The 20490-nt window shown below is 56.2% G+C and carries 18 protein-coding genes and 3 tRNA genes; 3 read left to right on the top strand and 18 right to left on the bottom strand.

The annotated features are described in order from the left end of the window. Positions 1-19 precede the first annotated feature (19 nt). The 14 genes from rlmB to nnr form a co-directional block, all read right to left on the bottom strand. Positions 20-754 (bottom strand): 23S rRNA (guanosine(2251)-2'-O)-methyltransferase RlmB, encoded by a 735-nt coding sequence (gene rlmB, locus ACMGG5_RS07935; protein ID WP_010427468.1) that lies wholly within the window; start codon positions 752-754, stop codon positions 20-22. Between the two features lie 66 nt (positions 755-820). After that, on the bottom strand, positions 821-3265 hold the full coding sequence (rnr, locus tag ACMGG5_RS07930) for a ribonuclease R (protein WP_420277687.1): 2445 nt from the start codon (positions 3263-3265) through the stop codon (positions 821-823). A 38-nt stretch (positions 3266-3303) separates the two neighbouring features. Beyond that, positions 3304-3729, bottom strand: a complete 426-nt coding sequence (nsrR, locus tag ACMGG5_RS07925; RefSeq protein WP_023334253.1) for a nitric oxide-sensing transcriptional repressor NsrR — start codon at positions 3727-3729, stop codon at positions 3304-3306. Between the two features lie 193 nt (positions 3730-3922). Then, entirely contained in the window at positions 3923-5221 is a 1299-nt protein-coding gene (locus ACMGG5_RS07920; RefSeq protein WP_006178975.1) for an adenylosuccinate synthase, read from the bottom strand. A 104-nt stretch (positions 5222-5325) separates the two neighbouring features. Beyond that, positions 5326-5523, bottom strand: coding sequence for a DUF2065 domain-containing protein (locus ACMGG5_RS07915; RefSeq protein ID WP_003855996.1), 198 nt, complete (start codon positions 5521-5523; stop codon positions 5326-5328). 71 nt (positions 5524-5594) lie between these two features. Next, entirely contained in the window at positions 5595-6599 is a 1005-nt protein-coding gene (gene hflC, locus ACMGG5_RS07910) for a protease modulator HflC (protein WP_024907333.1), read from the bottom strand. 2 nt (positions 6600-6601) lie between these two features. Continuing rightward, positions 6602-7861: an FtsH protease activity modulator HflK gene (gene hflK, locus ACMGG5_RS07905; RefSeq protein ID WP_024907334.1), complete on the bottom strand. Its 1260-nt coding sequence runs from the start codon at positions 7859-7861 to the stop codon at positions 6602-6604. Between the two features lie 56 nt (positions 7862-7917). Continuing rightward, on the bottom strand, positions 7918-9198 hold the full coding sequence (hflX, locus tag ACMGG5_RS07900; RefSeq protein ID WP_420277686.1) for a ribosome rescue GTPase HflX: 1281 nt from the start codon (positions 9196-9198) through the stop codon (positions 7918-7920). A 74-nt stretch (positions 9199-9272) separates the two neighbouring features. Then, positions 9273-9584 (bottom strand): RNA chaperone Hfq, encoded by a 312-nt coding sequence (gene hfq / locus ACMGG5_RS07895; protein WP_023334248.1) that lies wholly within the window; start codon positions 9582-9584, stop codon positions 9273-9275. An 85-nt stretch (positions 9585-9669) separates the two neighbouring features. After that, positions 9670-10620, bottom strand: coding sequence for a tRNA (adenosine(37)-N6)-dimethylallyltransferase MiaA (gene miaA / locus ACMGG5_RS07890; protein ID WP_032651346.1), 951 nt, complete (start codon positions 10618-10620; stop codon positions 9670-9672). Further along, positions 10613-12457, bottom strand: a complete 1845-nt coding sequence (gene mutL / locus ACMGG5_RS07885; protein ID WP_032651344.1) for a DNA mismatch repair endonuclease MutL — start codon at positions 12455-12457, stop codon at positions 10613-10615. The genes miaA and mutL overlap by 8 nt, the downstream gene beginning before the upstream one ends. Before the next feature lie 9 nt (positions 12458-12466). Then, on the bottom strand, positions 12467-13807 hold the full coding sequence (gene amiB, locus ACMGG5_RS07880) for an N-acetylmuramoyl-L-alanine amidase AmiB (protein ID WP_420277685.1): 1341 nt from the start codon (positions 13805-13807) through the stop codon (positions 12467-12469). Between the two features lie 16 nt (positions 13808-13823). After that, complete coding sequence (gene tsaE, locus ACMGG5_RS07875; protein WP_013095283.1) at positions 13824-14285, bottom strand: tRNA (adenosine(37)-N6)-threonylcarbamoyltransferase complex ATPase subunit type 1 TsaE; 462 nt, start codon at positions 14283-14285, stop codon at positions 13824-13826. Then, positions 14278-15801, bottom strand: a complete 1524-nt coding sequence (gene nnr, locus ACMGG5_RS07870) for a bifunctional ADP-dependent NAD(P)H-hydrate dehydratase/NAD(P)H-hydrate epimerase (RefSeq protein ID WP_420277684.1) — start codon at positions 15799-15801, stop codon at positions 14278-14280. Before nnr ends, tsaE begins: the two co-directional genes overlap by 8 nt. On the opposite strand from nnr, the gene queG reads away from it, so the two are divergent. Beyond that, entirely contained in the window at positions 15800-16939 is a 1140-nt protein-coding gene (queG, locus tag ACMGG5_RS07865; RefSeq protein WP_090419399.1) for a tRNA epoxyqueuosine(34) reductase QueG, read from the top strand. The genes nnr and queG overlap by 2 nt on opposite strands. A gap of 270 nt (positions 16940-17209) precedes the next feature. Here the strand turns inward: queG and ACMGG5_RS07860 are convergent. The 4 genes from ACMGG5_RS07860 to orn all read right to left on the bottom strand — a co-directional run bounded on the left by ACMGG5_RS07860 (position 17210) and on the right by orn (position 18251). Next, positions 17210-17285 (bottom strand) — tRNA-Gly (locus ACMGG5_RS07860). Between the two features lie 36 nt (positions 17286-17321). Next, positions 17322-17397: transfer RNA gene (locus tag ACMGG5_RS07855), tRNA-Gly, on the bottom strand. Positions 17398-17433: 36 nt separating this feature from the next. After that, positions 17434-17509: transfer RNA gene (locus tag ACMGG5_RS07850), tRNA-Gly, on the bottom strand. A gap of 196 nt (positions 17510-17705) precedes the next feature. Further along, complete coding sequence (orn, locus tag ACMGG5_RS07845; protein WP_008502926.1) at positions 17706-18251, bottom strand: oligoribonuclease; 546 nt, start codon at positions 18249-18251, stop codon at positions 17706-17708. Between the two features lie 107 nt (positions 18252-18358). Here orn and rsgA point away from each other — a divergent pair, with 107 nt between their 5' ends. Next, complete coding sequence (rsgA, locus tag ACMGG5_RS07840; RefSeq protein ID WP_420277683.1) at positions 18359-19411, top strand: small ribosomal subunit biogenesis GTPase RsgA; 1053 nt, start codon at positions 18359-18361, stop codon at positions 19409-19411. A gap of 97 nt (positions 19412-19508) precedes the next feature. Next, a complete protein-coding gene (gene asd / locus ACMGG5_RS07835) occupies positions 19509-20477 on the top strand; it encodes an archaetidylserine decarboxylase (RefSeq protein ID WP_024907342.1) in 969 nt (322 codons plus the stop codon). Positions 20478-20490 lie beyond the last annotated feature (13 nt).

The raw sequence follows: 20490 nt of genomic DNA, 5'->3' as shown, positions 1-20490 counted from the left end.
CTGTGGACGGCCTTGCTGTTTATTCTCCCCGCTGACGCACCGCTTCAAACAGGCAGATACCCGTCGCAACAGAAACGTTCAGGGACGACACGCTGCCCGCCATTGGGATGCTGATCAGCTCGTCACAGTGCTCGCGGGTCAGACGACGCATGCCTTCGCCTTCTGCCCCCATCACCAGCGCCAGACGGCCGGTCATTTTGCTCTGGTACAGAGTATGATCCGCTTCACCGGCGGTACCGACGATCCAGATGTTCTCTTCCTGCAGCAGACGCATGGTGCGCGCCAGGTTGGTCACGCGGATCAGCGGAACGTTTTCCGCCGCGCCGCAGGCCACTTTCTTCGCCGTCGCGTTCAGCTGCGCGGAGCGATCTTTCGGCACGATCACCGCGTGCACGCCCGCCGCATCGGCGCTGCGCAGGCACGCGCCGAGGTTGTGCGGATCGGTAACGCCATCGAGGATCAGGAAGAACGGGTTATCCAGCTCGGCAATCAGATCCGGCAGATCGTTTTCCTGATACTGGCGGCCCGGCTTCACGCGGGCAATGATCCCCTGGTGAACCGCACCTTCACTTTTCTCATCCAGGAACTGGCGGTTCGCCAGTTGGATCACCACGCCCTGCGCTTCCAGGGCGTGGATCAGCGGCATCAGACGCTTATCTTCACGCCCTTTCAGAATAAACACTTCCTGAAAACGCTCCGGTGCGCGCTCGAGAAGGGCCTGCACCGCGTGGATGCCGTAAATCATTTCACTCATTGATGGTTCTCGTAATAAGTATTTCCCCTCCCCCCGTCGGGGAGAGGGTCAGGGTGAGGGGAGACTTTACTCCGCCTGCTTTTTCTTGGCCGCGCGCTTCGCTTTGGTGGCAGCCGCTATTTTCTGCGTTTTCGCGGACGGTTTTTTCGCTGAACGGGCTTCTTTCTTCGCCGCCTTCGGCTTTTGCTTCTTCTCGCCGCGGAACGCGCTGTCCGGCTCGAAGTTTACCTTCTTGCCCGCCTGACGACGTTTACCGCCACCTGGTTTACCGTTACCGGTTTTTTTCGCCCTTTCACGCTCGGTTTTCCCGACGTTACGCGGCGCGCGCTCGCTGGAGATCAGGCTGAAGTCGATTTTACGATCGTCCATATTCACGGCTTCAACCTTCACTTCCACACGGTCGCCCAGACGATAGGTCTGGCCGCCAGATTCGCCAATCAGTCGCTGACCGACCTGGTCGAAGCGGTAGTAGTCGTTATCCAGGCTGGAGACGTGCACCAGACCGTCGATGAACAGCTCGTCCAGACGAACGAAGAAACCAAAGCCGGTCACGCTGGCAATCACGCCTTTAAAGACGTTACCCACCTGATCGAGCATAAAGTCACACTTCAGCCAGTCCGCCACGTCACGTGTTGCTTCATCAGCACGACGTTCGGTCATGGAGCAGTGCTGACCCAGCTGCAGCATCTCTTCCATCGAATAGTGGTAGCCACCGGTTTCGGTGGTGTTCCCTTTATGGCCCTGCTCCTGCGCCAGCAGATACTTGATCGCACGGTGCAGAGAGAGGTCAGGATAGCGACGGATCGGCGAGGTAAAGTGGGCGTAAGACTGCAGCGCCAGGCCGAAGTGACCGCGGTTTTCCGGATCGTAAATCGCCTGCTTCATTGAGCGCAGCAGCATCGTCTGCAGCATTTCTGCGTCAGGACGATCGCCAATGGACTCCAGCAGCTCGGCGTAATCGCGCGGCTCTGGCTTGTTACCGCCAGGCAGCTCCAGGCCCAGTTCGGCCAGCACGGAGCGGAACGCGGTGATGGCTTCCGTCGACGGTTTATCGTGAATACGGAACAGCGCAGGCTCTTTGGCTTTCTCGACGAATCGTGCCGCCGAGATGTTCGCCAGAATCATACACTCTTCGATCAGCTTGTGCGCATCGTTACGCTGGGTCTGCTCGATACGCTCAATGCGGCGTTCCGCGTTGAAAATGAATTTCGCTTCTTCACTCTCAAAGGAGATCCCGCCGCGCTCTTCGCGCGCCTGATCCAGCGTTTTGTAAAGGTTATGCAGCTCTTCGATGTGTTTAACCAGCGGCGCGTACTGTTCGCGCAGATCCTGATCGCCCTGCAGCATATGCCAGACCTTGGTATAGGTCAGACGCGCGTGCGAGCTCATCACCGCTTCGTAGAATTTGTAGCCCGTTAAGCGCCCTTTGGTGGAGATGGTCATCTCGCAAACCATACAGAGGCGGTCAACCTGCGGGTTCAGGGAGCACAGGCCGTTAGACAGCACTTCCGGCAGCATCGGCACGACCTGCGACGGGAAGTAGACCGAGGTACCGCGGCTGCGCGCTTCGTTATCCAGCGGAGTGTGCGGACGAACATAGTAGCTTACGTCTGCAATAGCGACCCACAGACGCCAGCCGCCGCCGCGTTTTTTCTCGCAGTAGACGGCGTCATCGAAGTCGCGGGCGTCTTCACCGTCGATAGTGACCAGCGGCAGCGAGCGCAGATCCACGCGGCCCACCTTGGACTCTTCCGGCACTTCTTCGCGCAGGCTTTCGATCTGCTCTTCAACCGCTTTCGGCCAGATGTACGGAATTTCATGGGTACGCAGCGCCATATCAACGGCCATTGTGGTGCCCATGTTGTCGCCAAGCACTTCGACGATTTTACCTACCGCTTTAGTGCGACGGGTTGGGCGCTGGGTGAGTTCCACCACCACAACAAAGCCCATGCGGGCACCCATCACCTCTTCAGGTGGGATCAGAATGTCGAAGCTCAGACGGCTGTCGTCCGGCACCACGAAGCCCACGCCCGCGTCGGTAAAGTAGCGGCCAACGATCTGGCTGGTTTTTGGCACCAGAACGCGTACCACGCGCGCTTCGCGGCGACCTTTACGGTCAGCGCCCAGCGGCTGCGCCAGGATCTGGTCGCCGTGAATGCACATTTTCATCTGTTCAGATGAGAGGTACAGATCGTCTTTACGGCCTTCCACGCGCAGGAAGCCGAAGCCATCGCGGTGACCAATGACGGTCCCTTTCAGCAGGTCGAGGCGTTCTGGCAGCGCGTAGCACTGGCGGCGGGTAAAGACCAGCTGCCCGTCACGCTCCATTGCGCGCAGGCGGCGGCGAAGGGCTTCAATTTGCTCTTCACCTTCAATGTTTAGTTCAACGGCAAGTTCTTCACGATTGGCGGGTTTTTCGCGTTTTGTTAAGTGTTCAATGATGAACTCGCGGCTGGGAATAGGATTCGCGTATTTTTCGGCTTCGCGTTCCTGGAAAGGATCATGTGACATGTCGGTTCCTCCGTTGTCAGCTCCGGTGGAAATTTTCTTCATTCCACCAGCAATAATTTATAAAGCGGTTGATTCTCTTCAACCAAATCGGCCAGCGTGTAGTTATCCAGTTCCATGAGAAAACTTTGCACGGCCTTTGAAAGCGCCTTTTTCAGGCGGCAAGCGGGCGTGATGTGGCAGAACTCGCTGCTGCAGTTCACCAGAGACAGCGGCTCCAGTTCACGTACCACGTCGCCCACACGAATACTCTGTGCCGGTTTACCGAGACGGATCCCACCATTCTTCCCGCGGACGGCAGCAACGTATCCGGCACGACTAAGTTGATTGATTATTTTGACCATATGATTACGGGATACGCCGTAGACCTCTGTAACTTCAGAGATACTGGTCATCTTCCCCTCGGGTAACGACGCCATGTAAATCAGCGCACGTAAGCCGTAATCGGTGAAACTTGTTAACTGCACATCAACCTCAGGAAAAAAGGGAAAACGCGGTCAAACCGCAGAGATATTCATTAATGATGATAAACCAGCCAGATAGTTAGCGGCTAATTTATTTGACAGACGGGGCGAAAAAGCGGAGATCCAGGAGCGTTCGCCGGATGGCGCTACGCTTATCCGGCCTACGGGTCACCCCGCAGGCCAGCATTCACGAAGATTATGCGTCGAACGGGTCGCGCAGGATCATCGTTTCAGTACGATCCGGGCCGGTAGAAATAATATCGATCGGCACTTCGGTCAGTTCTTCAATACGCTTGATGTAATCCAGCGCCGCCTGCGGCAGGCCGCTACGCTCTTTCACACCGAAAGTGGTCTCAGACCAGCCCGGCATGGTTTCGTAGATTGGCTCAATGCCTTCCCAGTCGTCAGCTGCCAGCGGAGTGGTGGTCACTTCGCGGCCGTCTGGCATACGGTAGCCTACGCAGATTTTCACTTCTTTCAGGCCGTCCAGTACGTCCAGCTTGGTCAGGCAGAAGCCAGAGAGGGAGTTGATCTGCACAGCACGACGCACTGCAACCGCATCCAGCCAGCCGGTACGACGACGACGACCGGTGGTCGCGCCAAACTCGTTACCCTGCTTGCACAGGAACTCGCCGGTTTCATCAAACAGCTCGGTCGGGAATGGACCCGCACCCACGCGAGTGGAGTACGCTTTGATGATGCCCAGAACGTAATCCACATAACGTGGACCCAGGCCAGAGCCGGTCGCCACGCCACCTGCAGTGGTGTTAGAGGAGGTAACGTACGGATAGGTACCGTGGTCGATGTCCAGCAGCGTACCCTGCGCGCCTTCGAACATGACGAAATCGCCACGCTTGCGCGCCTGGTCCAGCAGATCGGACACATCAACAACCATACCGGTCAGAATGTCAGCAATCGCCATGACGTCATCCAGCACTTTCTGGTAGTCAACAGCGTCAGCTTTGTAGAAGTTCACCAGCTGGAAGTTGTGATATTCCATCACTTCTTTCAGTTTTTCAGCGAAGGTTGCTTTGTCGAAGAGGTCACCTACGCGCAGACCGCGGCGTGCAACTTTATCTTCGTAAGCCGGGCCGATGCCACGACCGGTGGTACCGATCGCTTTCGCACCGCGCGCTTTCTCACGCGCGACGTCCAGCGCCACGTGATAATCCAGGATCAGCGGGCAGGCTTCGGAGAGCAGCAGACGCTCACGAACAGGGATACCACGGTCTTCCAGACCTTTCATCTCTTTCATCAGCGCAGCAGGAGACAGCACAACGCCGTTACCGATGATGCTGGTGACGTTTTCGCGAAGAATGCCTGATGGAATAAGATGGAGGACGGTTTTTTCACCGTTGATTACGAGAGTATGGCCTGCGTTGTGACCGCCCTGGTAGCGTACAACATATTTAGCCCGTTCAGTCAGAAGATCAACAATCTTCCCTTTACCTTCGTCACCCCATTGGGTGCCCAGTACGACGACGTTGTTACCCATTTTTTTCAAAATCACCGTTTGCTTAAAAATGGATTCTACCATCGCTTTTTCAGATATACAGCACTTTTTGACCTCAAAATACGCCGATTGCGCCTACTTTTTGATCAGCCAATCGTTTTCCTCAACATGTAGTAGATCACGATGCCCGCAACCACAAGACCACCGCCAAAACGACGCAAAATATTATCCGGCAGTTGGCTCATCGTGGCGATCATTCGACGCCAGGCGCGTGGATAGAGCATCGGTCCAAGGCCTTCCAGCACCAGGACCAAAGCCAGTGCGAGCCAGATCGTTGAATTCATTTTTATTCCTTATAAAAGAAAACCACCGCTCCGTTAAGAGCGGTGGTTTGAATACTCAAACGAGCCTGAGTTTATCGCGTTGCGTTAGTCGGCGTCTTCATATAACGGAAGAAATCGCTGTCCGGGCTGAGCACCATCACATCCTGGTTGCTCTGGAAGCTATTCTCGTAAGCACGCAGGCTACGGATAAAGGCGTAGAAGTCAGGATCCTGGCTGAAGGCATCAGCGAACAGCTTCGCCGCTTCGGCATCACCTTCACCGCGCAGGATACGGCCCTGGCGCTCAGATTCCGCCAGCGTCTTGGTGACTTCGTAATCCGCTGCTGCACGCAGCTTCTCAGCCTCTTCCTGGCCCTGTGAACGGTGACGACGGGCTACCGCTTCACGCTCGGCGCGCATACGGTTGTAAATCGCCTCAGACACTTCTGCTGGCAAGTTGATCTGCTTGATACGCACGTCAACCACTTCGATACCCAGCGCAGCCATACTGTTCGGGTTGATCACCGGCACTTTACCGTTGGTCTCCGCCTGAACGCGTTCAGCCGCTTTGGCAATCGCATCATCTGCTGCCGGGGTTGAAACTTCGTCTTCCGTGCCCGCGGTACCGGAGTTCAGGGCATCGCGAACTTCCAGGGTCAGACGACCACGGGAGTCGGTCACGATGTCTTTCACATCCAGACGACCAATCTCGGAACGCAGACGGTCAGAGAACTTACGCTTCAGCAGCACTTCTGCCTGAGAAACGTCACCACCGCCCGTTGCCAGGAAGTAACGGCTGAAATCGCTGATACGCCATTTGATATAGGAATCAACGATCAGGTCTTTCTTCTCTTTGGTCACGAAACGGTCAGCCTGGTTATCCATGGTCTGGATACGCGCATCAAGCGTTTTCACTGACTGGATGAACGGCACCTTGAAGTGCAGGCCCGGCTCGTAAATTACCGGGCGTTTGTCGCCATCACGCACGACGCTGCTGAACTGGAACTTGATCCCACGTTCGCCTTCTTTCACCACAAAGATCGAGGTATAAAGCACGACCAGTACGATGACGATGATCGCAATAACTGACTTACGCATCCTTATTCCCCCTGACGCTGGTAGTCGTTACGCTGCGCGTTAGCACGGCGTTGGTCCATAATGTCACCATCGTTCGAAGAAGGCGTTGTGTTCGTGCTGGCGCTGCCTGTTGAGGCTGGCGGCAGACGCAGCAGGTTGTTCGCGCCGCTGGTGTCGCCTTTCGCTGCTGGCGCAGAACTGCCTTTCAGCATCTGATCCAGCGGCAGAACCATCAGGTTTCCGCCTTTATTGTCGTTAACCAACACTTTGCGGGTGTGGCTCAGCACTTTTTCCATGGTCTCGATATAGAGACGCTCACGGGTAATTTCCGGTGCCGCTTTATATTCCGGCAGGATCTTCGCAAAGCGAGCCACTTCACCCTGAGCTTCCAGGATGGTCTGGGTCTTATACGCGCGCGCTTCTTCCAGAATACGCTGCGCCTGACCGTTAGCGCGTGGCTGAACTTCGTTGGTGTACGCTTCTGCTTCACGGATGTACTGCTGTTCGTTTTCACGGGCAGCAATCGCATCGTCAAATGCGGCTTTCACCTCTTCCGGCGGACGCGCAGCCTGGAAGTTGACGTCCAGCAGGGTGATACCCATGTTGTACGGACGAATGGTCTCTTCCAGCTCGCGCTGGGTATCGCTACGAATAACGGTACGACCTTCGGTCAGGATACGGTCCATGGTGTATTTACCGATCACACCGCGCAGGGCGCTGTCGGTCGCCTGACGCAGGCTGTCATCGGCGCTGGTCACGCTAAACAGATAACGCTCAGGATCGGTCACGCGGTACTGCACGTTCATCTCAACGCGCACCACGTTTTCGTCAGAGGTCAGCATCACGCCAGAGGCGGCCAGTTCACGGACGGATTCCACGTTGACCGCAGTCACATCGTCAATGAAGGTCGGTTTCCAGTTCAGGCCCGGCTCAACCAGATGGCTGAACTTGCCGAAACGGGTGACCACGCCGCGCTCTGCTTCTTTAATGGTGTAGAATCCGCTGGCTGCCCAGATGATGACCACCGCAGCGGCCACGATGCCCACTACGCGGCCACCCATTGGCGGGCGCGAACTCTGAGTGGAATTGCCACCCGAGCCAGAACCTTTTCCTCCGCCAAGGCCACCAAGCTTCTTGCTCAGCTTGCGGAAGATATCATCCAGATCCGGCGGCCCCTGCTCGCGACCACCTTTGTTGCCATTTCCCTCAGAGTTGCCGCCAGGTTTGCTGCTTCCCCACGGGTCGCGGTCTTGTCCGTTATTACCGGGCTGATTCCACGCCATGTATATGCTCCATATTTGTTATGCAAGGGCGAATTATTCAGGCATCCCCTTTCTGATCAGACGATATAGTCGACCAGCGCAGGTTCTTGTTTACAGAGGCGACGCCAGTCAACGATCGGCATACGCACCTGCATCCCCACGCTGCCGTCATCCTCCATCCACTCTTTTTCTATCGCCTGAAGCTGATAAAACCGGCTGCGCAGCCTGCCTTCCTGTGGCGGCAGTCGCAGCGTGTGCTGAGCTACCTCACCGGAAAGACGTTCTGTCAAAGCCTGGAAAAGCAGTGGCACACCAATACCGGTCTGGGCAGAAAGCCAGACCCGAATCGGTTTGTTCTCTTCATCTCTGTCGATACGCGGTTCGAAATCGTCCAGCATATCGATCTTATTCATGACCAACAGCGTTGGGATCTCATGGGCGTCGATCTCTTCGAGCACCACGTTTACCGCGTCGATGTTCTCCTGCACGCGCACGTCTGCCGCATCAATCACGTGCAGCAGCAGAGTCGCCTGTCGCGTCTCCTGCAGGGTGGCTTTAAACGCCGCCACCAGGTCATGCGGCAGGTGGCGGATAAACCCTACGGTATCCGCCAGCACCGTTTCACCAACGTCTGCAACGTCAATACGGCGCAGCGTAGGGTCCAGGGTCGCAAACAGCTGGTCTGCGGCATACACCTGGGCCTCGGTTATCTGGTTAAACAGAGTGGATTTACCGGCGTTGGTATAGCCCACCAGCGACACCGTCGGGATGTCGGCTTTCGTTCGCGCCCGACGTCCCTGTTCACGCTGTTTCTCTACACGTTCCAGACGTGAGAGGATCTGGGTAATTCGGCCACGCAGCAAACGACGGTCGGTTTCGAGCTGGGTTTCACCCGGGCCGCGCAAACCAATCCCGCCTTTTTGTCTTTCAAGGTGTGTCCAGCCACGCACCAGACGCGTTGCCAGATGGCGCAGCTGCGCCAGCTCAACCTGCAGTTTCCCTTCGTGGGTACGTGCACGCTGAGCAAAAATATCTAAAATCAAACCCGTGCGATCGATAACACGGCATTCGCAAAGGGCTTCCAGGTTGCGCTCCTGGGCTGGAGACAGCGCATGATCAAACAACACGACTGACGCGCCGGTTGCTTTTACGGCATCCGCAATTTCGACTGCTTTACCTTCACCAACAAAATACTTTGGGTGCGGCGCTTTACGGCTACCGGTAATCACCTGCATTGCTTCGACACCGGCGGAAGAGACCAGAGATTCAAACTCCAGGAGGTCTTCCATATCTTTGTCTTGCGAAAAATAGATGTGTACCAGCACCGCCTGCTCACCGGCATCATAACGGTCAAACAAGCGTAAACCTCTCTAAAAAGATCAGCGGGGAACGCAGGATCCCTGGCTCCCCGTGTGGATAACAGTGCGAAACCTTATTCGGTTTCGTCGCTGTCCTGCGCCGGCGTTGAAGAGCCCTGCGCGCTGCTGCCATGATGGTAGTTACTACCAGTGCCGCCGCCAGCGTTATTGCTGTGATGAGATACCGGACGGGACGGAACAACAGTAGAAATAGCGTGCTTGTAGACCATCTGACTGACCGTGTTTTTCAACAGAATCACAAACTGATCGAAAGACTCAATCTGACCTTGCAGCTTAATACCATTCACCAAATAAATAGAAACTGGAACACGTTCCCGACGCAATGCGTTCAGGAACGGATCTTGTAAAGATTGCCCCTTAGCCATTCTATCTTTTCCTTATATGCTTGTTTTGTACTTAGAACCTTGCGATTCTGAAAAATTGCGCACGATACGTCTCAATTGTACACATTCAGTGAGCGATATCACCAACAACCTCAATCACTTCGTTTAACGCCTGTTGCGGTTTTTCACTGTCTAACCAGTGAACGCCGTCCCAACCGCGCAACCAGGTGATCTGGCGCTTCGCTAACTGTCTCGTGGCGCAAACACCTCTATAAACCATTTCATCGTATGAAATCTCACCTTCAAGATACGACCACATCTGGCGGTATCCCACACAACGAATGGAAGGCATGTCCGTATGCAAATCTCCACGGGCAAATAGCGCCCGCACTTCTGCTTCAAAATCTGAAGCTAACATCTGATGAAAACGCTGCTCAATTCGCTGATGGAGCAGTTCACGGCTCGCCGGGGCGATGGCGAACTGATGCACCTGATACGGCAGAGCGTCTCCTGACGTTTGCGTCAGTTCCGTTAAAGTTTTACCCGAAATGAAAAAAACTTCCAGTGCCCGGGAAAGCCTTTGCGGATCATTTGGATGGATCCGTGCTGCGGCAACCGGGTCAATTTCCGCCAGTTGCTGATGCAAAACGTCCCAACCCTGCTCTGCCGCCTGCTGCTCAATTTTCGCTCTTATTTCCGGGTCCGCGGATGGCAGGGGTGACAACCCCTCCAGCAACGCCTTGAAATAGAGCATGGTTCCGCCAACCAACAGCGGTATACGTCCCGCCGCCGTTATCTCGGCCATCTCGGCTAAGGCATCCCGGCGGAAATCCGCTGCGGAGTACGCCTGAGCCGGGTCGAGAATATCCAGCAAACGGTGCGGTGCCGCACGCAGCTCTTCTGCGTCAGGCTTCGCCGTGCCGATGTCCATCCCCCGGTAGATGAGGGCGGAGTCGACGCTAATCAACTCTACAGGCAAAACTTTACGCAACTCAATGGCGAGCGCCGTTTTGCCGGAGGCCGTTGGGCCCATTAAAAAAATTGCCTTAGGCAGGCTCGCCTTACTTGCGTCAATCATGTTTCAGGGCGTTCATCGCCGTTTGTAAATCAACAGGTTGTAATAACCCACCCGGCGGCGTTTTCACCAGATGCGGACAGAGGCGTTCCACCTCCGCCAGCACGCTAATGGCCTGCGCCATACTCCACGGCGTGTGTTCGCTTGCCAGATGGCGGGCGATCCACTGCGCGGTGTTGGCGGCATCAAACGCTGTTTGCTGCGCCAGGTAGCCTATCAGTTCAGGAATCAAGTTTTGTAAATTTTGTTGGCGTAAGGGTAAAGGCACTGCACGAATTGTCACATGTTGTGGTTCAAGCACAGTTTCAATACCCATCTGCGCCAGCTGCGACTCGGCGCGCTGCAATACCCTTGTTTCGTCAGGGGATATTTTCAGGCGAACCGGAATTAACAACGGCTGCGCGCAGGCGGCATTTTCGCCAGGCGTGAGCTGCACCTGCTTAAGCCAGCGTTCGGCGACCGGCAGTGCCAGAAGCATCAATTTGCCATCACGTTCAAGCAGTGCCATATCCGGCGCGATAATCGTCAACACCCGGCCAAAACTCTGGCTATGGCCGTCCAGAGAAGGCTGAGCGGCCGGAATGTGCTCTTTACGCTCCACGGCTGGCGTTTCCAGCAGCTTGCGGTACAACGCGCCCTGCTGCTTCTGATAGCCAGGCTGGGCATTCGGATAGTTCGCGCCCGTTGGACGCGGCGCGCTACCAGCCGGGGAGTAACGCGGGGCTTCCGGTTCACGCGCGACGACAGGCTCCGCAAAATGGTTGCGCCCTGCCGCCACACGGTTTTCGGGCAGCGGACGCGGTGCAGGAGCGTCGTTCTCCAGCGGCAGCGTTGGCTCTGCCTGCTGCTGCAACACGGTGGCCACGCCCTGATAAATGAAGTCGTGAACCAGACGTGACTGGTGGAACCGCACCTCATGCTTGGCGGGATGGACGTTCACATCCACCTGATGGGGGTCGATGTCCAGATAAAGGACGAAAGCAGGCTGCTGATCGGCACCCAGTTTGTCTTCGCAGGCCTGGCGAATCGCGTGATTGATGAGACGGTCGCGCATCATGCGGCCGTTGACGTAGCAATACTGGATCTCCGCAAACGCAGCACTGCTCGCGTTTGGATCGGCAACCCAGCCTCGTAAAGCCAGATCGCCGTGCTGCCACTCAATGGCCAGAGCCTGTTCCAGGAACGGCGTACCGCAGATCGCCCCCAAACGACGCTCTTTCTGTCCACCTTCTGCCACCGCGCGATACTGGCGCATCACCTTGCCGTTGTGGCTGAGGTTGATGGTGACATCGAATCGCGCCAGTGCGATACGCCGGATGATCTCGTCGATATGGCCGAACTCGGTCTTCTCAGTACGCATAAACTTGCGTCGGGCGGGGGTGTTGTAGAAGAGATCTAATACTTCAAGCGTCGTGCCGACAGGGTGTGCTGCGGGTTTAACCGTGACATCCATATCGCGCCCTTCGGCGTAAGCCTGCCAGGCTTCCTGCTGTTCAGCGGTACGGGAGGTCAGCGTTAAGCGCGAAACCGAGCTGATACTGGCCAGCGCTTCACCGCGAAAACCGAGGCTAATAATCGCCTCCAGGTCATCCAGAGAGGCAATTTTACTGGTGGCGTGACGGGCCAGGGCCAGCGCGAGCTCGTCTTTTTTAATGCCACAGCCGTTGTCGCGAATGCGAATAAGCTTCGCGCCACCGCGTTCGATATCAATATCGATGCGGGTTGCGCCCGCATCGAGGCTGTTTTCCACCAGCTCCTTCACCACCGACGCAGGGCGTTCCACCACCTCACCGGCGGCGATTTGGTTCGCGAGCTGCGGCGGTAGAACCTGAATCGGCATGAATTCTCCTTAGTTGGTCGCGGTCATCTCACCCGGCAGCGCTGCGCTGGCCGTCTGGCCAGCACCACTCTGTGGCGCAGACTGCAGCGGATGGGCATCAAAGTATTTACGCAGACCGTTATAAATCGCTTCGGCAATTTGCTGCTGGTAGCTGTCGCTTCCCAGCAGACGCTCTTCACCGTTGTTACTGATAAAGCCCGTCTCTACGAGGATGGACGGGATATCCGGCGAGCGCAGAACGCCGAGGCTGGCATGTTCCGGACGACGCTTATGCAGCACGCCAACGCTTTGCAGCTGGTTCAATACGTTAGTGGCGACATCATACCCGACGCGCTGAGAATGACCGAACTGTAAATCCAGCACCGCCTGGCTGAGGTACGGATCGGACTGGCTGTTCGCCAGCACGTCGCCCGCGCCGCCTAACAGTTCAGACTGCTTCTCATGCTCTTCCAGCCAGTTGGCCATTTCGCTGTTGGCGCGACGGTTCGACAGCACCCAAACCGAGGCGCCGGTCGCGCTACGATTCGGTGCGGCATCCGCATGAATGGAGACCAGGAAATTCGCGTTTTGCTTACGCGCCACATCCGAGCGTCCCATGACGGAGATAAAGTAATCCCCATCGCGGGTCAACACGCCTTTAAACATAGGGTCGTCATTGAGTAGCGAACGCAGTTTACGCGCGATAGCGATCGTCACGTTTTTCTCTCGCGTACCGCCAGGGCCAATCGCCCCCGGATCTTCCCCGCCGTGACCCGCATCAATGGCGATAATCACTTTGTCACCGCTGGCCGTCGCGCGTCGCGCGCTGGCAGCCGGACGCGTCACCGTATTGCTGCTGGTTGCCGCAGTGATGCGATCGTTCTGCGATTTAAACGGATTACGCGCAGGTTCAGCAGGACGCGGCGTATACACCGGTTCTTCGACGCGTTTCGCAACGACCGGCGGCGGTGGAGGCGGTGGCGGGACATCAGCATTGATGGTAAAGACCACCGTATAGTTCGCGCCGTTTTGCTGCTTCACCGCCTTCGTCTTGCCCTTTTCGGTCAGATCGACCACCAGGCGTAACGACTGGCTATCCTGCGGCGTACCCGAACGGATACTTTTCACCAGGTTGTTGCCGCTGAACTGCAGCGGGAGTCCCTGGATAACGCCTGTCTGTTTGATATCCAGCGCCACGCTGTGGCTGTCTGGCTGTGAAAACGCATATTCAGGATCGCCCATAAAGCTGAACGTGATCCGGGCCTGGCTTTCGCCGTTCGAGACCTGAATATCTGAGAGGTTTGCCGCCCCGGCCTGCGCGCACAGCAGCACGGTGGCAGCCAACAACCAACCTTTAACGCGATTTATCATCCCGTCATCCCTACGCTTAACCGGCCAGTCGCGCCAGTAAGGAACTGCCTGATGAGGAAACAGCACTGATGCGTGCCTCACGCCCTTGTGCCTGGTAATCTAAGTGAATTTCGACATCCGGGTCAGGCAGCACACCCGCACCTTGTTGCGGCCACTCCACCAGGCAAATGGCGTCGTTGGCAAAATAATCACGGATCCCCATAAATTCCAGCTCCTCAGGATCCGCAAGGCGGTATAAATCGAAGTGGTACACCATGAGATTTTCAAGGGTGTACGGTTCGACCAGCGTGTAGGTTGGGCTTTTGACATTCCCGTTATGCCCTAACGCCTGCAAAAAACCCCGGCTAAAGGTGGTTTTACCCGCACCTAAATCACCATACAGATAAATGACGGTTGCCCCCTGACAGGCCTGCGCCACGCGCTTGCCGAGTTCTAAAGTGGCTTGTTCATCAGGTAAAGGAATCGCTCGATTAGTCATTTTCTACGTCAATCACATCCGGGTTAACAACACGCCGCAGCGTGCAAAAAAGATCGGTGGCCAGCATACCGCGTGTACCGTAACGCGCAGCCAGTTTATCCGCCGCAACGCCGTGAGCCACGCAGCCCGCGCAGGCTGCATCATAAAGGGGAAGTTTCTGTCCAAGCAATGCGCCGATGATGCCGGAAAGCACATCGCCCATGCCGCCGCTCGCCATGCCCGCATTTCCGGCATCAATAATGCCCTGCGTCTCCTCACTGGCGACAACGGTTCCTGCCCCTTTCAAAACAGCAACACCTCCGTAACGTTTTACCAGACGCTGAGCAGAAAGTAAGCGATCGCTTTCAATTTCTGCCACGCTGCAGTTAAGCAGGCGCGCGGCTTCGCCGGGGTGTGGCGTCAGAATGCGATTGTGACGCTTATCCGGGTTTATTGCCAGAAGGTTAAGCGCGTCGGCATCCCACAGCATCGGTTTACGAAAATTCTCGACCTTTTGCAGGGCCTGTTTACCCCATGCCTGCTGCCCAAGCCCAGGGCCAATCACCACCACATCCGCCCATTCAAGGCTCTCTTCAAGCGACTGGGGCGTAAGCTCGTGCACCATCAGCTCCGGTCGGGCTGTAACGATCGGCGCAATATTCTCGATGCGAGTGAGTACTCGCACTAATCCGGCACCGCTGCGCAGAGCCGCTTCGCCGGTCATGCGAATCGCACCTGCCGTACCATGGTCGCCGCCAATAATCACCAGCCTGCCGTGATCGCCCTTATGGGAGGTCGGCCGGCGCGGCGGGAGCCACGCTGCAAGCTGCGATGCATCAAAACGCGCGATGCGCATTTCCTGCCCGTCGAGCCAGCTCTCCAGCCCCAGCGCACTGTGGTGCAGCACGCCGACGACATCCCGCGCTTTGCCGGTCAGTAACCCCGGCTTGAGGGCGATGAAGGTCACCGTATGTGCAGCCTGAATCACCGCCCCCGGCGTCGCGCCGGTTTGTGCAATCAGGCCAGAGGGAATATCCAGGGCGACTATCGGCGCGGAATGTCTGTTAGTGTGTTCAATGAGTGCGGCAATGTTCTCACGAGGCGCGCTGCGTAGCCCGGTGCCCAGCAGCCCGTCAACAATCAGATCCACCTCTTCCGGCCAGACGATATCAGGCGCATGGATCACACCGCCTGCGTTAAGCCACGCCTCCCGGGCCGCGCCGGCCTCTTCCGGCAGCGGTTTATCACTTTCGAGAGCCAGCAAGGTCACGCGGATACCTGCCGCAACCGCCAAACGGGCGACGACGTAGCCATCGCCGCCGTTCTTGCCGTGACCGCACAGAATCAGCCAGTGGGCGGTCTGCGGGTACGCGCTGCGGGCAACGTCAAACGCCGCCTCACCCGCGCGCAGCATCAGTTCATACAGGGTAATCCCGAGGCTGTCTGCGGCCTCTTTTTCGGCGCGCCGGAGGTCATCCGCATGCCAGATGGAATGTGGTATACTTGCGGGGTTTTTCTTCACCGTATGGTCCGTCATGTCACAGCCCCTCGATCTCAATGAATTAGCGCAAAAAATAAAACAGTGGGGTGCTGAGCTTGGCTTCCAGAAGGTGGGCATTACCGATACCGACCTTTCCGCCAGCGAGCCGAAACTGCAGGCCTGGCTGGACAAACAATACCACGGCGAAATGGAGTGGATGGCGCGCCATGGCATGATGCGCGCCCGTCCACACGAGCTTTTGCCGGGGACATTACGCGTCATCAGCGTGCGCATGAACTATCTGCCCGCCAACGCGGCCTTTGCGCGCACGCTAAAAAATCCCTCTTTGGGTTACGTCAGCCGGTACGCCCTGGGACGTGATTACCATAAGCTTTTGCGTAACCGTTTAAAAAAACTCGGGGAAACTATTCAGCAGCACTGTGTTTCGCTGAATTTTAGACCCTTTGTCGATTCTGCGCCTATTCTTGAGCGCCCGATTGCCGAAAAAGCCGGGCTTGGCTGGACAGGTAAGCACTCACTAATCCTCAGCCGCGACGCCGGATCGTTCTTCTTTCTGGGTGAACTGCTGATTGATTTACCGCTGCCGGTAGACGGCCCGGTAGAGGAAGACTGTGGCCGCTGCGTGGCCTGTATGACCATCTGCCCCACCGGCGCCATCGTTGAGCCTTACACCGTTGATGCCCGTCGCTGTATCTCCTACCTCACTATCGAACTGGAAGGGGCCATTCCAGAGGAGTTCCGACCGCTTATCGGCAACCGCATCTACGGCTGCGACGATTGCCAGCTCATCTGCCCGTGGAACCGCTATTCGCAGCTTACGGACGAAGAAGATTTCAGCCCGCGTAAGGCGCTCCATGCGCCGCCGCTCATCGAGCTGTTCGCCTGGACCGAGGCCTGGTTCCTGAAGGTGACGGAAGGTTCGGCCATTCGCCGTATCGGGCATCTGCGCTGGCTGCGAAATGTGGCCGTCGCGCTGGGTAATGCCCCGTGGGATGAAGCGAACGTGCGGGCGCTTGAAAGCCGTAGAGGTGAGCACCCACTTCTTGATGAGCACATAGAATGGGCGATTGCGCAGCAAATTGAGAAACGTAATGCCTGCGTGGTCGAGGTGCAGCTACCGAAGAAACAGCGTCTGGTGAGGGTGATTGAAAAAGGGCTTCCGCGGGATGCCTGAACTATTCACAGCCTGTGAATAAAATTACAAACTCAAGCGCCATCTGGGCTGGAGAAGAGATCAAGTGATCTCAATAACATTTTGAAATCAAATTTTATACTGTAAATACAGTGCGTTACGAAGATATTATTCACCATGCTAAGTTTTAACCCTGTTTCGGTTAAGCGCAGTTTCTGTGGATAACTCTGTTCACAAGAGTATTTCAGAGACAACAGAAAACGTCCCCAGCGATGCTTTTCGCTGTGGATATTTTAGAGATGAAGAAGAATTTGGAGCGGGAAACGAGACTCGAACTCGCGACCCCGACCTTGGCAAGGTCGTGCTCTACCAACTGAGCTATTCCCGCTTGGGTGGTCCGTGCTGTGGAAGCACTTTCAAATTTTGGAGCGGGAAACGAGACTCGAACTCGCGACCCCGACCTTGGCAAGGTCGTGCTCTACCAACTGAGCTATTCCCGCTTGGGCAGTCTGTGCTGTGGAAGCACTTTCAAATTTTGGAGCGGGAAACGAGACTCGAACTCGCGACCCCGACCTTGGCAAGGTCGTGCTCTACCAACTGAGCTATTCCCGCAAATCTGCACTGCTTTTGTTGCTGTCGTAACGTGTAATTCTCTGTCGTTACGGGAGGCGCATTATACGAGAAATCCTTTTAGCTGCAACCCCCCTTAAAGCGATTTTTTCGAAATTAAGTTCAAATGCTTATTTAATCGGCAAGCTGAACAATTTAACGACAAAAACCCGGCCACGCAAGGCGCCGGATCGAAAAATCACAGCTTAATAAAGTTTTCGCGGTAGTAGGAAAGCTCCGCCACAGACTCTCGGATATCATCCATCGCCTGATGCGTGCCCTGTTTTTTAAAGCCGTCGAGGATTTCAGGCTTCCAGCGACGCGCCAGCTCTTTCAACGTGCTGACGTCCAGATAGCGGTAGTGGAAGTAAGACTCCAGCTCCGGCATGTACTTAAACAGGAAACGACGATCCTGGCCGATGCTATTCCCACAGATTGGCGATTTGCCTGCCGGAACCCACTGTTTCAGGAACTCAAGCGTCGCCAGCTCCGCCTCTCGGTCACCCATGGTGCTCGCCTTCACGCGCTCCACCAGACCACTGCCGGTGTGGGTACGCACGTTCCACTCATCCATCAACGCCAGCTGGTCATCGGACTGATGCACCGCTATCGTTGGCCCTTCCGCCAGGATATTCAGGTTGGCGTCCGTCACCAGGGTTGCAATTTCAATGATGCGATCGCGCTCGGGATCCAGCCCGGTCATTTCGAGATCGATCCAAATCAGGTTGTTTTCATCCGCGCTCATGTTATTTTCCACCCTTCTCGCATAACCGGCAGTAGCAGGTTAACTAGTATTAATTAGAGTGTATCATAGAGGTTTTGCCCCCTACGGGCGACCAGGAGCCAGTGCGATTGAGTAAAAATAAACTCTCCAAAGGGCAGCAGCGCCGCGTGAATGCCAATCACCAGCGCCGTCTTAAAACCACTGCGGAGAAGGTCGATTACGACGACAACCTGTTTGGCGATCCAACGGAAGGCGTAGTCATCAGCCGTTTCGGTATGCACGCTGACGTGGAATCCGCCGATGGTGCGATTCACCGCTGCAACATCCGCCGGACCATTCGTTCTCTGGTGACCGGCGACCGCGTCGTCTGGCGGTCGGGTAAAGAGGCGGCGGAAGGCGTGACGGTAAAAGGCATCGTTGAAGCGGTCCATGAGCGCACGTCCGTGTTAACCCGTCCCGATTTCTACGACGGGGTCAAACCGATTGCCGCCAACATTAACCAGATTGTTATCGTATCGGCGATTTTGCCAGAACTGTCGCTCAATATTATCGACCGATATCTCGTCGCCTGCGAAACGCTGCAGGTTGAACCGATTATCGTGCTGAACAAAATCGATCTGCTGGACGACGACGGCATGGCCTTCGTCAATGAGCAGATGGATATCTATCGCAAAATTGGCTACCGCGTCCTGATGGTCTCCAGCTACACCAAAGATGGCCTGAAACCGCTGGAAGAGGCGCTTACCGATCGCATCAGCATCTTTGCGGGTCAGTCCGGCGTGGGCAAATCGAGCCTGCTGAACAACCTGCTTGGCCTCCAGCAGGAGATCCTCACCAACGACGTGTCTGATGTCTCGGGCCTGGGCCAGCACACCACCACCGCGTCACGCTTGTATCACTTCCCGCACGGGGGCGATGTCATCGACTCCCCAGGCGTGCGAGAGTTCGGTTTATGGCACCTTGAGCCGGAACAAATCTTTAACGGATTTGTCGAATTCCATGATTATTTAGGCGCTTGCAAGTACCGCGACTGTAAACACGATAACGACCCAGGCTGCGCTATCCGTGAAGCGGTTGAGAAAGGCGAGATCGCGGAGACCCGCTTCGAGAATTACCACCGTATTCTTGAGAGCATGGATCAGGTAAAAACGCGTAAAAACTTTTCTGATTCTGATAACTGACAACTAAGCTAAGCATCGCTAAAATCGTCCCCTTTTTTCAGGTTCCGGCGGCATAACGCCGGATCAGGAACGACAAAACAATGGCCTGGAGGCTACCTTGTTAAACGCATTTAAACTTTCGCTTCAATACATTCTGCCAAAACTGTGGCTCACTCGCCTGGCGGGCTGGGGCGCAAGCAAACGCGCGGGCTGGCTGACCAAACTGGTCATCGACCTTTTCGTAAAATATTACAAGGTCGATATGAAAGAGGCGCAGAAGCCGGACACCGCCAGCTACCGCACCTTCAACGAATTCTTCGTGCGCCCGCTGCGTGACGACGTGCGCCCGCTGAACACCGACCCTAACGTCCTGGTGATGCCGGCAGACGGCGTCATTAGCCAGTTGGGTAACATCGAAGACGACAAAATTCTGCAGGCGAAGGGCCATAATTACAGCCTGGAAGCGCTGCTGGCGGGTAACTACCTGATGGCGGATCTGTTCCGCAACGGTACCTTTGCCACCACCTATCTGTCACCGCGCGACTACCACCGCGTGCACATGCCGTGTAACGGCATCCTGCGCGAGATGATTTACGTCCCGGGCGATCTGTTCTCCGTGAACCACCTGACCGCGCAGAACGTGCCGAACCTGTTTGCCCGTAACGAGCGCGTCATCTGTCTGTTTGATACTGAATTTGGCCCTATGGCACAGATTCTGGTGGGTGCAACCATCGTAGGCAGCATTGAAACTGTCTGGGCCGGCACCATCACTCCACCGCGTGAAGGCGTGATCAAACGCTGGACCTGGCCTGCCGGTGAAGCGGAAGGCTCTGTGGCACTGCTGAAAGGTCAGGAGATGGGGCGCTTCAAGCTGGGCTCCACCGTGATCAACCTGTTTGCGCCAGGCAAAGTGAAGCTGGCTGAACAACTCGAAAGCCTGTCGGTCACCAAACTGGGCCAGCCGCTGGCGGTCTCGACAGAAACCTTCGTGACGCCAGAGGCAGAACCTGCTCCGCTGTCACAGGAAGAGATCCAGGCCGAGCACGACGCCAGCCCGCTGGTTGACGACAAAAAAGACGAAGGCTAACAACAGAAGGATC

Origin of the sequence: Enterobacter sp. BNK-34 (assembly GCF_048684445.1) — a bacterium.
Taxonomy (GTDB): Bacteria; Pseudomonadota; Gammaproteobacteria; order Enterobacterales; family Enterobacteriaceae; genus Enterobacter; species Enterobacter pseudoroggenkampii.
This window is presented reverse-complemented; position numbering and strand designations above follow the sequence as displayed.

What these genes read in the sequence shown, in the direction of transcription:
- rlmB (WP_010427468.1), bottom strand. Translation starts at nt 754, where the DNA reads ATGAGTGAAATGATTTACGGCATCCACGCGGTGCAGGCCCTTCTCGAG.
- rnr (WP_420277687.1), bottom strand. Translation starts at nt 3,265, where the DNA reads ATGTCACATGATCCTTTCCAGGAACGCGAAGCCGAAAAATACGCGAAT.
- ACMGG5_RS07920 (WP_006178975.1), bottom strand. Translation starts at nt 5,221, where the DNA reads ATGGGTAACAACGTCGTCGTACTGGGCACCCAATGGGGTGACGAAGGT.
- ACMGG5_RS07915 (WP_003855996.1), bottom strand. Translation starts at nt 5,523, where the DNA reads ATGAATTCAACGATCTGGCTCGCACTGGCTTTGGTCCTGGTGCTGGAA.
- hflC (WP_024907333.1), bottom strand. Translation starts at nt 6,599, where the DNA reads ATGCGTAAGTCAGTTATTGCGATCATCGTCATCGTACTGGTCGTGCTT.
- hflK (WP_024907334.1), bottom strand. Translation starts at nt 7,861, where the DNA reads ATGGCGTGGAATCAGCCCGGTAATAACGGACAAGACCGCGACCCGTGG.
- hfq (WP_023334248.1), bottom strand. Translation starts at nt 9,584, where the DNA reads ATGGCTAAGGGGCAATCTTTACAAGATCCGTTCCTGAACGCATTGCGT.
- miaA (WP_032651346.1), bottom strand. Translation starts at nt 10,620, where the DNA reads ATGATTGACGCAAGTAAGGCGAGCCTGCCTAAGGCAATTTTTTTAATG.
- mutL (WP_032651344.1), bottom strand. Translation starts at nt 12,457, where the DNA reads ATGCCGATTCAGGTTCTACCGCCGCAGCTCGCGAACCAAATCGCCGCC.
- amiB (WP_420277685.1), bottom strand. Translation starts at nt 13,807, where the DNA reads ATGATAAATCGCGTTAAAGGTTGGTTGTTGGCTGCCACCGTGCTGCTG.
- tsaE (WP_013095283.1), bottom strand. Translation starts at nt 14,285, where the DNA reads ATGACTAATCGAGCGATTCCTTTACCTGATGAACAAGCCACTTTAGAA.
- queG (WP_090419399.1), top strand. Translation starts at nt 15,800, where the DNA reads ATGTCACAGCCCCTCGATCTCAATGAATTAGCGCAAAAAATAAAACAG.
- nnr (WP_420277684.1), bottom strand. Translation starts at nt 15,801, where the DNA reads ATGACGGACCATACGGTGAAGAAAAACCCCGCAAGTATACCACATTCC.
- orn (WP_008502926.1), bottom strand. Translation starts at nt 18,251, where the DNA reads ATGAGCGCGGATGAAAACAACCTGATTTGGATCGATCTCGAAATGACC.